This is a genomic window from Chryseobacterium sp. L12 (assembly GCF_056133985.1).
Genome location: NZ_JBVYOF010000017.1, coordinates 1 through 13,648, shown reverse-complemented (window position 1 = coordinate 13,648; position 13,648 = coordinate 1). Strand labels below are relative to the sequence as shown.

Annotated in this window: 11 protein-coding genes; 1 reads left to right on the top strand and 10 read right to left on the bottom strand. The window is 36.0% G+C overall.

Annotation, left to right across the window (positions count from 1 at the left end):
* Positions 1 to 65: 65 nt before the first annotated feature.
* The 10 genes from pheT to AC0NBN_RS10065 form a co-directional block, all read right to left on the bottom strand.
* A complete protein-coding gene (gene pheT, locus AC0NBN_RS10110) occupies positions 66 to 2,465 on the bottom strand; it encodes a phenylalanine--tRNA ligase subunit beta (protein ID WP_160813089.1) in 2,400 nt (799 codons plus the stop codon).
* Between the two features lie 212 nt (positions 2,466 to 2,677).
* Positions 2,678 to 3,307, bottom strand: a complete 630-nt coding sequence (locus tag AC0NBN_RS10105; protein WP_160813090.1) for a peptide deformylase — start codon at positions 3,305 to 3,307, stop codon at positions 2,678 to 2,680.
* A gap of 4 nt (positions 3,308 to 3,311) precedes the next feature.
* Positions 3,312 to 4,184, bottom strand: coding sequence for a ChaN family lipoprotein (locus tag AC0NBN_RS10100; RefSeq protein WP_160813091.1), 873 nt, complete (start codon positions 4,182 to 4,184; stop codon positions 3,312 to 3,314).
* A 286-nt stretch (positions 4,185 to 4,470) separates the two neighbouring features.
* Positions 4,471 to 5,499: a ChuX/HutX family heme-like substrate-binding protein gene (locus tag AC0NBN_RS10095; protein WP_160813092.1), complete on the bottom strand. Its 1,029-nt coding sequence runs from the start codon at positions 5,497 to 5,499 to the stop codon at positions 4,471 to 4,473.
* 2 nt (positions 5,500 to 5,501) lie between these two features.
* Positions 5,502 to 6,152, bottom strand: a complete 651-nt coding sequence (locus AC0NBN_RS10090; RefSeq protein ID WP_160813093.1) for a class I SAM-dependent methyltransferase — start codon at positions 6,150 to 6,152, stop codon at positions 5,502 to 5,504.
* Entirely contained in the window at positions 6,152 to 6,925 is a 774-nt protein-coding gene (locus AC0NBN_RS10085) for a heme ABC transporter ATP-binding protein (protein ID WP_160813094.1), read from the bottom strand. Before AC0NBN_RS10085 ends, AC0NBN_RS10090 begins: the two co-directional genes overlap by 1 nt.
* On the bottom strand, positions 6,925 to 7,965 hold the full coding sequence (locus AC0NBN_RS10080; RefSeq protein WP_160813095.1) for an iron ABC transporter permease: 1,041 nt from the start codon (positions 7,963 to 7,965) through the stop codon (positions 6,925 to 6,927). The genes AC0NBN_RS10085 and AC0NBN_RS10080 overlap by 1 nt, the downstream gene beginning before the upstream one ends.
* Positions 7,949 to 8,827, bottom strand: coding sequence for an ABC transporter substrate-binding protein (locus AC0NBN_RS10075; protein WP_160813096.1), 879 nt, complete (start codon positions 8,825 to 8,827; stop codon positions 7,949 to 7,951). Before AC0NBN_RS10075 ends, AC0NBN_RS10080 begins: the two co-directional genes overlap by 17 nt.
* A gap of 12 nt (positions 8,828 to 8,839) precedes the next feature.
* On the bottom strand, positions 8,840 to 9,925 hold the full coding sequence (locus AC0NBN_RS10070; RefSeq protein ID WP_160813097.1) for an HmuY family protein: 1,086 nt from the start codon (positions 9,923 to 9,925) through the stop codon (positions 8,840 to 8,842).
* Between the two features lie 23 nt (positions 9,926 to 9,948).
* Entirely contained in the window at positions 9,949 to 12,084 is a 2,136-nt protein-coding gene (locus AC0NBN_RS10065) for a TonB-dependent receptor domain-containing protein (protein ID WP_160813098.1), read from the bottom strand.
* Between the two features lie 108 nt (positions 12,085 to 12,192).
* On the opposite strand from AC0NBN_RS10065, the gene AC0NBN_RS10060 reads away from it, so the two are divergent.
* Positions 12,193 to 13,491, top strand: a complete 1,299-nt coding sequence (locus AC0NBN_RS10060; protein ID WP_160813099.1) for a T9SS type A sorting domain-containing protein — start codon at positions 12,193 to 12,195, stop codon at positions 13,489 to 13,491.
* Positions 13,492 to 13,648 lie beyond the last annotated feature (157 nt).

Genomic DNA, 13,648 nt, shown 5'->3' with positions numbered 1-13,648 from the left:
TGTCTCTTCAAAAAAAGAAAAAAAACGGACAAAAGCCCGTTTCTGTATCATCAAGATGTATTGTTTTATCTTAATTCAGCATTGAATTCTTTCTTGAATGTTTTGATCAGAGAATCCATTACCTGAGTGATTTCTTTTTCTTCCAAAGTTTTTTCTTCATTTAAAAGTTCAAAGCTCATTGCGTATGATTTTTTGCCTTCGGGAAGATTTTTTCCTTCATATACATCAAAAAGATTGATGTTTTTGATGAAAGGAGATTTGTTTTTTCTTGCAGACTGATACAATTCCTGATATGTAATGTTCTTATCAATCAGCAATGCCAAATCTCTTCTGATCTTGTTGAATTTTGGAATGTCATAAAATTTAAGCTGATTGGCAACACGCAGCTTTTGAGCCAGTTCAAGTTCAATTTCTGCGTAGAAACAGTCCTGGTCAATATCTGCATCTTTCATCAACTGTGGCGCTACTTTTCCGATTCTTACCAACGTTTTACCGTCAGCTTCATAAGCAATAGCATCAGAAAATCTGTCGTCCGCTAAAGCAACCTCCTGATAATTGATTGCAAGTCTCTCCAAAAGAACTTTTACAAAAGATTTCAGATTATAAAAATCGGTAGCAGATTTTGGCTGCAGCCAGTTTTCGGCAACATTTCTTCCGGAAACTAAGATAGCAAGCTGCTTTCTTTCTTCGTACTTTTCTTTTTTATGATAAATTTTTCCAAACTCAAAAAACTTGATGTCCTGATTTTTTCTGTTGATGTTGTACACCGCATTCTGCAAAAGACCTTCCAGTAAAGATTTTCTCATAAAAGCCAAATCTCCGCTTAAAGGATTCAGGAGTTTTACTGCATCCGTTTCATCTTTTACGGAAGTAAGAGAATTATTCATCACTTCATTGAAGCCTAAGCTCTGCAATGTTCTTGCCCAGGAATTTTCCAGTTCGTCCTGATCATTGGCGCTCAGTTTTACAGGAGTGAAAGATATTTTCTGAGGCGCATCAATTTTATTGTATCCGTAAATTCTTAGAATTTCCTCAATCACATCTATTTCTCTTGTCACATCTGCTCTGTATGCAGGAACCGAAATTTCAAAACCATTCTGAATTTCGTTCAATACCTGAATCTCCAGAGCCTTCAGAATTTCTTTTACTTTTTCCCTGTGAATCTTTGTTCCTAAAATCTGTTCAATTTTAGAAAATCTTAAAATGATATACTGATCTTCAATTTTCTTAGGATATTCTTCAAGCAATTCTCCCGTAAGCTTCCCTTCTGCAAGATCTTCAATCATTTTAATAGCATGGGTAACGACGGTTCTTGTGATATTAGGATCCACACCTCTTTCAAATCTGAAAGAAGCATCCGTATTCAGACCATGAAATTTTGCCGCTTTTCTTACTGCAACAGGATTAAAATATGCACTTTCCAGAAAAATATTTTTTGTCTCAGCAGAAACTCCTGAATGAAGCCCTCCAAAAACTCCTGCAATGCACATTGGGTTGTCTTTACCGTCTTTAATGATGATTTCGGAACCGTTTAATGTTCTTTCTACACCATCTAAAGTAGTAAATTTTGTTCCTTCTGCCACAGTTCCCACTTTTACTTTCTGATCTGCAATTTTATCTGCATCAAAAGCGTGAAGCGGTTGTCCGTAACCGTGAAGGATATAATTGGTAATATCTACAATATTATTGATGGGGCTTAGTCCGATCGCTTTCAGCCTGTTTTTCAGCCAGTCGGGAGAATCTGTAACTTTTACATTACTGATAACGGCTCCAATGTATCTTGGGGTAAGCTCGCTGTCTTCTACCTCAAGCTTGAAACTGTGCAAACCCTCATTATTTAAAGCAACACTTGAAATTTTTTCAAATTCAGATTTTTGCTGATTCGTAGACAGGTAAGCATGAAGATCTCTTGCTACGCCGTAATGCGACATCGCATCTGTTCTGTTGGGTGTTAAACCAATTTCGAAAACTTCGTCATTCGTCAGTTCAAAATAATCGGCAAAATTCTTCCCGATTTCATATTGAGTTTCGTCCAGAACCATAATTCCGCCGTGATCATCGCTCAATCCCAGTTCGTCTTCTGCACAAATCATTCCCTGAGAAACTTCACCTCTTATTTTGGCTTCTTTAATTTCAAAAAAACTTCCGTCTTTTGCATATATTTTAGTTCCTACAACGGCTACAGGAACCGTTTGTCCGGCAGCAACATTGGGAGCTCCGCAAACGATGTTCAGGATTTTTCCGTTTCCGATATCTACGGTAGTCTTATTCAGCTTATCTGCATTCGGATGCTTTTCGCAGGTCAGAACTTTTCCTACAACAATACCTTCCAGACTTCCTTTTACACTTTCAAATGCTTCAATTCCTTCTACTTCAAGACCTATATCTGTAAGAAATTCTCCGATTTTTTCGGTTTTTAAATCTGTTTTGATGTAGTCTTTCAGCCAGTTACCTGATATTTTCATTGGTAAAATTTTAAAAATTTAATCTTCAGAGGGTATATTCATTACTTTTTTATAACACTGCATACCTCTGAATTTTGCGTGTACAAATGTCGTGTTTTTTTAAGAAATACCGAAATCGACTGTAGCTAAAAATTATATTTAAATCAGCAAAGATGATTTAAAAGTCTATAATAACTTATCACAGAATATGTTTTGTGATTTTACGATATTACTTATCTTCCTACTGCATCACTTTTCTTAAAAGCATCTACTTTATAGTACTCATCACCCGATTCTTTTTTCTTTTTATCAGAGATTAAAATCCCGAAAAGATGGTCGATTTCATGCTGAAAAATAACTGCTGTGAAACCTTCAACAATTTCGGTATATTTTTGTCCTTTTAAATCCACATATTCCAGCTGAATGGCTTTACTTCTATAAAACTGATCCCTGAATTCAGGAATAGACAAATCTCCTTCCGGACCGAGATTCTGAAGTTCAGACTTCCAGGTAATGACTGGGTTTATAAAATATTCGAGTGGCTCGTTTGGTTTATCAAAACGCTGTACCCAGATAATTTTTCTGTTGATTCCGACTTGCGGTGCTGCAATTCCTACACCGCCATCTGTAGACAGCAGAGATTTTTTCATTCTCTTAACTAAAGTTGCAGTATTTTTATCAAGCGGATCAATATCTTGCGAAACAGCCAGTAAAGTATTGTGCTGCTGTTTATCCGTTGTCTGATAAATTGGCAAAGCTGAATTAATATTACCCTGATTGATGAGCGCAATTTCAGGTTCTGAAAGTTTTTGCGCATTGATAATGCCGATGAACAGAACTAAAAATAGAGAAAGTTTTTTCATTTTTTTAATATGTTTTGGTCATATCGCTCGGAATAATCAGATTATAATCTGTAGGAAAGTAATCTTTTTCAGGAATTTTCAATTCGGAATCTTCAGTTTCAAAAACCGAAATGACCGCCATTTTCAAATTGGGATTTTTCTTTTTCAGATACCAGTAAATTCCGCCAAATTCTTTGGTGTGAAAATTTCCGTTGTAGTGAATAAATGTTTTTCCCGGCTGTAGATTTCTTAAAATAGATTCTGCCATTGTAGCATCTTTTATTGCCTGTGCAGAAATAAAATTCATCACTTTGGTGCCTTCCGCATGGTCGCCCATCATTTTTTTTATTTCCGGATAACCAGGAGTGTCCAGTGTAACTTCTATAGGCAATTCTGCGATATAAGATTTTTCTTTTTCTGAAATTTTACTGAGAGATTCAATACCTTCTTTTGCTGTTTGTGAAGCATATTTTCTCGGAACATTGGTAGCAATGAAATTCAGGTTTTTATCTTTCGCAAAATCAAGTAATGGCTGGTAATCGGTTGTGTAGTTATTCCACAAACGAACAGAATCTTTAAGGTTTTTGGTGTCAATTTTTCCGGCTAAATACTGATTCAGCTGCGGCTGATTGTCTCTTTCAAACATTTCTGCGCCTAAAGTAATTTCTTTGTTCTTTTTTTCATACAAGGCTGCAGTAACTTTAAGCTGAAGCCAGTGAATGATAGAATTGTTGTGAAATTCGCCAAAAAAGACAACATCATAATCTGCCAGATCTTTGATCATTTTTTCTGTCTTTACGGCTTTTCCTTTTTTGTCGTAAAACTGATACGGCTTGAAATTTTGTGATTTTAGAAGAGAAAATCCTAATACAAAGACGGCAACAAGAATATTTTTCATTGAATATTTTGATTGTTTAATGGTTGTAAAGTTCGTGAAGTTTTTTTTCAATCCGAAGATTTTTTAGTTGAAATTCTTTTAATGTTAATTTAATTGAAGTTTGCCGGGTAATTAATAGTAACCAATCACAGGCAAGCTGAAAAATTAAAGCTAAATATCATTTAAAATTTGTAAAATAAATTAAAATTGAATCTCCGTTACTTTAATTATGGTATTACGGATAATCAGTCAAAATAAAAGACCGCTTTGCATTACTTACAAAACGGTCTTTGCACAATATTTAATCTTATTTTTCTAATGCTGCTACAAGATTTTTCCATTCCTGAAGCTCTGGAATTCCGGGTTTTCTTTTTCCGAAAAACTGTACGATAAATTCGCCGTCTTTGTTGAATATTTCAATGGCAGTCACTTCGCCGTCTTCGGTAGGCTTTTTTACAATCCACGCTTCTGCAATTTTTGTAACGTCAAGATGAAGATTGAAGTCAGGATCCATTACATTAAACCATTGCTGATGCCACAATGTCTTTTTTACATTTCCTGTATGAATCTGAATAATTCCTCTGTTTCCGACAAAAATCATGATCGGAATCTGTTTTTCAGAAGCATCTTCCAATACATTTACGACTTTAGATGGATCAATCTTTTTGGCAAAACCTTCAGGAGCAAGCCTCAAAGCCTGTGTTCTGCTTACTCCGAATTTTCTGGTCATCATAAAGAAATCGTGGGTGTCTTTCAGATCAGTCCATGCTTTTTTGAATCCTTCCACATCAATATCTTCATCCTGTTTTTCGGCTGCTTTTGGAGCAGTATTTTCAAAATCAGGTGCTGCATCCTGATCTTCGGCAGCAAATTTCTCAACCAAATGATCAAATGCTTCCGGATTGCTGTCTTTTGTAAGATAAATTTTGTGTAAGGCCAAACCGTCTTTTCCGAAGAACTGAAAGCTCTTTTTATCTCCTTCTACAACTGCAAAAGCAAATTTCCAATGATTAAGAAAAATTCTAAGGTCAATATCTTCACCTACGAAAAGCTGTGCATGCGGACTGCTGAAGTCACCGTTATGGTAAATACCTTTTCGTTCGTGTACGCACTCATCATTTCTGGTAAGAGCCATTACTTTCCCCAGTTTTTCAACTTCGGAAAGAATGTTGGAGAAATCGGGTTTTAAAATAGTAACACCTTCATTAACATTGGTCAAAAGCAATTCTGCCTCACTTACTCCAAGCTGATGAGCTGCATTGCGTATTCTTATGTGTGGATTTTCTGTCTGCAGAGCTTCCCATTTTTCTTTTAGGTCGTTGATTAGTGTATTCATTTTTATTTTTTTATGGTTAAAACTGTGTATATTCTTTTGATTAATCCGTTTCCGGTTTTGCTTTTTATTTCTTCTTGTTTTTCAGATATTTTCATCCGTTTAAAATGGCTTTTAGAAACCAGTTCTGCTAAATCTTCGTTGCTGTAGAGCGTAAAATGATAAGCCGTGAAAGGCAGATTTTTCATAAACTCTTTTTGCCCGAAAGTGAGAACAAAGATTCCGTTATCTTTCAGGACTCTGTAGATTTCATTGAGGTAATCAACAGGATTTTCCCAGAAATAAACCGTATTAACAGTAAATATTTTGTCAAAAACCTTATCCTCGAACGGCAGCTTTTTTCCTTCGTACAAAATAAATTCAGTCTGATCCGAAAATTCAGCATTTATTTTTCTGGCTTCTTTATTCATCGTTTCAGAAATGTCGATTCCGGTATATTTTACTTTCTTAGCTCTATTTAAAATATTTTGAAGATGTCCTGCATTTCCATGACCAATTTCTAAAATCGAATCATGATCTTCTATAACGAGAGCTTTAATACTTTCCAGGGTCATTCCGATATTGGTTGCATTCATCATTTCGCCAATCTCAATTCCTTTTTCTCCTTGCGGATTGGCAAGGTTTAGGGCTAATATTTTTAATTCATTCTCTTCCATTATCCAAAAATAATCATCGGGTTTGCATTGACAGGGTGCGGACATATAGTACATGGAAAATTATAGGCATAGGAAATATTTTCCGAGGTGAAAACTTCTTTGGGAGTTCCGTATTTTGCTACTTTTCCGGATTTCATCAGTAAAATTTTGTCAGCAAACTGAGCGGCAAGATTCAGATCGTGAAGAACAACAATGGCTGAATTGGCTTTTTGCGTAAATTTTTTAATGATTTCCAAAGTTTTATACTGATATTTAATATCCAGATTATTAAGTGGCTCATCCAAAAAAACCAGTTTATGCTTAATCTCGTTTTTAAGCTGTGCCATAACCCTGGAAATATGTACTCTCTGCTTTTCGCCTCCTGAAAGAGAATTATAATCTCTTTCCTGAAGGTGAGAAATTTCTGTTTCCTGCATTAATAGTTTTGTCGCTTCATAATCTTCCTGATGTGGCTGTGCATCAAAGTAAGGATATCTTCCCATCATCACTACATCTTTTACCGGCAAAGGAATCTCTACGGCATTGTGCTGTGAAAATTTAGATTTATGTTTAGAAAGTTCCCTTACATTCCAATCTGAAATTGGTGTGTTTTTAAACAGAATTTTTTCCTTTTCAGTTTTTACTTCATTAGCCAGAATGCTCAACAAGCTTGATTTTCCTGCACCATTCGGTCCCACTATAGCTAAGAACTCGCCATATTCTACAGACACATTTACTGCATCCAGAATATGAAAATCTTTAAATTTATAATTAATGTGATGTGCTTTAATCATTAGAGTGTCTTTTTGAATTTAACTAAAATGGCAATGAAGACAGGACCTCCCATCAGTGCAGTTAAAATCCCGATAGGCAATTCCGACGGAGCTACAATGCTTCTGCTGATGGTATCTGCGGATAAAAGAAGTATGCTTCCCATCACCGCAGACAACGGAAGAATAAAAACGTAATTGGATTTGAATAATAGTCTTAATATATAAGGAACAATTAATCCCACAAATCCTATTGTACCGGAAAAAGCAACGCAGGTTCCTATCATGAGTGCGGTGGTGATAACAATTTGCTTCTTCAGCTTTTCTACATTGATTCCCAAATGTTCTGCATCTTTTTCGCCCAGCATCATGGCATTCAGAGCTTTGCCTTTTGGTAGCAAAATGGAGTAGGAGATGATTAAAACAACAGTCAGAATCAGATTTTTCGTCCAGGTTGCTGCGGCAAGACTCCCCATATTCCAGAAAGTGAGATCTCTGAGCTGCTCATCTTTAGAAATATAAATTAAAAACCCGGTGATGGAAAACCCGATAGCAGTTATGGCAACTCCACTCAACAGCATCATCACGACATTTGTTTTTCCGCTGCTTGTGGATATTCTGTAAACCAGAATCATGGCTAATAAAGCTCCGATAAAAGCGAAAATTCCAACCAATGAAAACTGAATGGCTTCAGGAAGGTATTCTTTAAAATGTCCTCCCAAAACAATCGCAATGGCAGCCAGTAAAGTTGCGCCTGACGTTAGCCCGATAAGATCGCCTGTTGCCAGAGGATTTTTGAACATTCCCTGAAGACTCGTTCCTGAAACAGCAAGCAGGCTTCCCACCAAAATTGCCATTATGATCCTTGCACTTCTCACTTCCCAAATCACATAACGATCGCTGAGAGAAACCTCGGAATTGCCAAGAATTATATCTTTCAGAATGATGAATGGTGAATTTCCGCCGAAGTCATAAACTCCGACATGAAGCGACCCGATTGCCAGTAAAACCAGCAAAAGGGCACTTATAAAAATGTGAATATATAATTTATTTTGTGTTTTCAACTAAAAGTTTATTTAATGCAACAGCTGCTTCTCCTAATCTTGGTCCGAAAGAAGATACCAAGCCTCCTTCCATTGCGATAATTTTTTTGTTTTTGCCTGCATTGGTCTGCGAAACTCCCGGCATTTTCAGCACTCCTTCATTTCCACCTGCTCCCTGCAGACCGGATGAAAAGAAGAATAAAACATCTGGATTGGCTTTTACTACACCTTCAGGAGTCAGAGGCTTGAAATCTTCAAAATCGTTCACGGCATTTTCTCCGCCTGCAATTTCAATCAAAGAAGCCATTGGTGTATTTTTACCGGAAACCATCATCATATTTCCTCTTGCGTAGATGAATAATACTTTAGGTTTTTTGGCAATCGGCTGAATCTGCTGTAAGTCTGCATCAATTTTATCATTAAGTTTCTGAAAGTCAGGATTTCCTAAAGCTTTTGCAACCTGCTCAATCAGTTTTTTGGTTCCGTTTACAGAATATTCCTGACTGAAAAGCTCTGTTTTTATTCCTGAAGATTTTATTTTTCCTAAAAGTTCGGGATTGATATCTTTATCTGAAGCTAAAATCAAAGTGGGATTTACTGCCATTATAGGCTCAATGGTCATTGATCTTACGTGACCTAAATCTTTTGCTGTTGATTTAAGCGTTTCAGGATATGTACTTGTTACATCTGTGCCTACAATTTCGTTTTCATGACCAAGAGCGCTTACAATTTCTGTAATTCCACCGCTTAGAGAAACAATTTTCTGATTGGATTTCGGTGTTTCAGAAGAAACAGAAATTTCGTTTTCTACAGGTTTCTGAACTTCTTTTTTGCATGAATATACCATTGCAAGAAAAGATACCGTAAGAATAAGTTTTTTCATTTTATATTATTTTTATAAAGGTTTGTATTCAAATTGAGGGAAACCGCGTTCTCCGGAAGTATTGGTAAGACGGGTAAATTTCAGTTTGAAGTAATATCCGTCTGCATCTTTAATGATGTAAAAACGGTCACCATAGACTTCAAGACCGTTGGTTCCCACAGGATTTCTCCAGTTTCCGCCAATAATGCGGTGGTCACTATACACCAGCTTTGAAGGGTCGATATTTTCAGATTTGAAATTATTATACGCTTCGGTTCCCGAAGTCTGTGCAGGAACTTTTACTTCATAAGCGCCAACACCTCCTACATTATTATTGAGGACAAAATCTGCGAAAACATAACTCCCTGCTCCGGTAATGGTATTGGTAAATACGGTGAAACACAGATCCCAGTCTTTTTTTTCAGGCTGTATATAAACTTCTTTTCCCTGCGTAAGGCTGACGAAATTATAGTTGTAAGCAGTATTTTTTTCTATAACTAATTCTCTATGGGAAGTTTCGTTAATCTTCGCATATTTAATTTTATAACCTGATGAATTTCTGGTTATCTGGATTTTCATCCAGCCTCTTAAGTCTCCGCCTGTTGCAACCGAACCTACAGCAACATTTCCGCTGTAGATTTCTCTTCCCATATTGACAAGATAGACAGCATTTTGAGAATCATTTTCTTTTACCGATTCTATTGCGGTATATCCTGAAGGAAAATTTCCGTTCACATCATCAATAAATGCTTCATTATCGGGTGTAAAAGTTCCTACCTGAACCAGATTCATCAGTCCGGCAACATCAGATTGGGTAACCAGGTCAATATTAACTGCATTAGGAATTTTTGTAGCAGCCATCATGATAGAAGAATTTAAAATAACCTTAAATTCATTTCCTGTATACAATGCAATATCCCAATTGGTACGTTTTGTATACACTTCTTTTCCTTTGCTTAAATCAAACCAAACCTGATTGGGCTGTGTAGCTCCACCAACATTTGGGTTTACAATAGACCCCTGAATAGGGGCTACTGCTACCGGATCTTCATTGTCATTAATGCATGACTGGGTAATAAATGCGCTGCTGAAAATGAAAGCGATAAGTATTTTTTTCATGTGCTGATATTTTTATTCAAATATTAAAACTGATAATTGAGTCTGGCGAAATAGCTTCTTCCGTAGAATAAATTCTGAGAACCTGCAGCTGAATTGTGAGCACCGCCCGATAGTACGGTATTTCTTACATCGGAAACGTCAAAAATATTCTTTACACCCAGACTGATCTCCAGATGATTGTTGAAAAAGGGCTGACTTACAGTAAAATTCATCATATTGAATGCACTGATTTCTCCTAAAACATATTGCGGATTTTCACCCGGATTCTGGGATGCTTTCTGTGTGAATCTTTTTTGCAGTCCGGTGTATTTATAGTATAATGCAAAAAGGGTGTTCAGTTTCGGAAGGGTATAGTTTGCTGCAAAATTGGCTTCTGCATTGAAATTGTAATCGTCAGGAGAAGTCATATTTCCGGTGTTTAGATTTTGTGAAATTCCCAGCACCGAAACACCGCCGTTGAATGAAATATTTTCTTTTTTCAGGCTGAAACCTCCTCCAAAAAGCAGAGATTTATAGCTGTCTACATTCAGAAAGGTGTATTTCAAAGGACTGTTGCTTACAATTATGCTTTCTATTCTGTCTTTTACATCAAGGTACATTGCAGAAAAACTGAGATTCATTTTCCATAAATTATTCTGCGAGTTGGTAAAATCATAAGACAATCCTAAAGAATAACCTGTTTCGGGATTGAGATTTTCGTTTCCTCTGATGTCATGGTTGTTATCAACAACGAAAGTGTAAAGCTCTTCGTAAGTTGGAAATCTGTTAGATGATCCAAAAACGGCTCTGAAATCTGATTTTTCTGTAGGATTGAACCTTGCCGTAAAAGAATAATTATACTGAGAATCAAACCTGTCACTCAACGCAAGTCTTACACCGGGACGAAAAGATAATTGATGGTTGATTTTCCATTCAGCAGACAGAAAGTTGGCATAATTGAAAATTGATCTGCTGATGTTGATTCCGTTGTTATTAAATTCAAAAGTTTCTGATCCTGCAAAACCGCTGGTGCGGTCTAATTCGTATCCTAGCTGAAAGTTAATTTTGTCACTATCCAGAAAGTTGCTGAACATCCCTCTTGAATAAAAAACTTTAGATTCATAAAAAGATTTTTTTTCATTTTCTGTAAGCGTTTTTCTGTTGGGAATATCATAAGTAACATCCTGCGATTTCCTATCCTGTGTCTGGTAAGAAAAATCTCCGAGATAGTTGATTCTTGATCCTATTTTTGTCTGAATATTAAACTGATGGATCCATCGTGTGGTAAAATAGTTTCTGTCGTTTCCGATGTAGGTACGGTTTCCGTTTCCTAAAGGAAGATCTTCTATAACCGGATTGTAGAAATTAACAGTTTCGGTCAGAAAATTAGATTTAAAGAATAAAGACGTATTGTTTTTTGCATATCGTAAGGCAGCATTAGCAGTGATCTGATCTTTCGGAAGCCAGTCGTAACCTCTTTTTTTATCATTATTTTCATTGAAATATTTGTAACCTTCCAGATTGCCTTTATATCCCTGAAAATCATTGCGGTTAAAATCAGCTGTTAGACTCCAGTTTTCTGAAATTTTATATCCAAGATTCAGGTTCTGCACATGACGGCCGTTTCCTTTTTTGTACCAGTCGTAATCTTTTCCGACTGTTTCTTCCTGTAATGACAATAATGCCGTTAATTTTTTAGCATAATTTTTTTTGGTAATGATATTAATGACACCCGCAACCGCATTATTTCCGTATTCAACGCCCATAGCACCTTTTACGATTTCTATTCTTTCAATATTATTAACATTGATTTTGCTTAAATCTACCTGATTCCCCATTCCCTGATCACTTACAACAGGAATATTATCAATTAGAATTTTGGTGTAAGCGCCCCCCAATCCCATAATTCTGACATTAGAATCGCCGTTTCCGCTATTTGGCTCAATTAATATGTTCAGGTCCTGATTCAAAACTTCCGAAGCTGTAGTTGCTGCCATGTTTTTAATCTGCTGTGCATCAATTACCTCAACTTTATAGATTGACTTATTGATCGACTGCTGTTTGTACTGACCGGTAATTACCACCTCGTCAATTTTTGATAATTGTAAAGAGTCTTGAGTCTGTGCATTAGCCCAAATTACAGCTGATAAAAGACCGACAGATAAAACCTTCTTGTTCATTACTCCAATAATTTTCAGCAAATATATAATTTTATTTAGAATGAATAAAAATTAATTATTACTTTTGTGGAATAATTCTAAATAATAAATTTTAAACAATAAAAAATTATGAAAGCAAAGCTACTTTTAGCCTCAATGATCAGTTTAGGAATTCAGCAAATGAATTTTGCTCAGGTTGATTCTAATGGATACACAACCGTAAATATGTCGATGGGAAATTCTTATCAGAACAGAGTTTTTTTTGATTTCTCTTCCAATACCAGTATTTCGCAGGCAGCAGATACTTGGGATATTGCTTTTTACAGAAACAGCGCAATGGATAAAGGTATCAAGGTAAATGATGCTAAAAATATTACTGTTTACCAGATTTCAGCTAATCCTTCAGATTTTGATGCTGTGCTTCCTTCTCAGAAAGCGACATGGGGAAATCCGATCTATAATCCAGATCAGACAACGAGAATTCAGGACGGAGCCTTCGATTCTGCAACATTGCTTCCTTCTGGTCCGTTTAATTTCGGATGGGGTAATTACAATATTGCCACTCATAAAGTACAGGGGCAGGTAGTTTTTGTTCTTGATTATGGCAACGATAATTATTATAAATTTTTTATCAACGAATTTTCTGCAGGTTACAGCTTCAAATATGCTCAATGGAACGGAACCTCCTGGAATCCTACTCAGTCTAAAATTTTGACCAACGGATCTGATGATGCATTTTTTAACTATTTTTCTTTCACAACAGGCGAAAAAGTAAATAATATGGAACCGCCTAAAGCCAATTGGGATCTGATGTTTACCAGATATTACACTAATTATGTGTATCCTGGAGGCGCTATGATGTATAAAATGGCAGGTGTCATTCAAAATCCGAATGTTACCGTTGCAAGAGTACAGCCAGAAACACAGGCGACATCCACGGTAAATCTGCCGGCTTCATCAGCTTTTTCCAGCACCATTACAGCAGTAGGTCATTCGTGGAAGCCAACGTCCGGAGCTCCTTTGGCAGATGTAGTATATTATGTGAAGCAGGGATCAGATTATTACAGAATGTATTTTATTACCAATGAAGGAACTTCTACAGGAAATATGTATTTTAAATATAAGAATATTACTTCCACTTTAGGAGTAAAAGAAATTGGTAAAAAAGCAGCATTCGGGATTTATCCTAATCCTACTACAGCAGATAAAAAAGTGACTGTTTTATTTGATGTGAAAGAAAAAGCTGAAAATAAAGGCAGTGTTGAGGTTTTTGATCTTTCGGGTAAAAGGGTTTATCAATCTGAACTTACAAATCGGGAAGGGTTTTATAAGCAGGATTTAAACTTATCTCACCTTACAGCAGGAAATTACCTTGTAAAAATTACTTACGGCGGACAGACTGAAACCAAAAAACTGATCGTAAAATAATCTGCTATTTCAGAAAAAATTTAATATTTTCTATTTTTCTAAAGACAGGATCGTTAATTCGGTTCTGTCTTTTTTTTGTTCAAAATATCTTCATGAATAAGTATTAAAAGTTATAGATATAGTTTTATATGAATTAATTTTTGAATATCCGTAATTA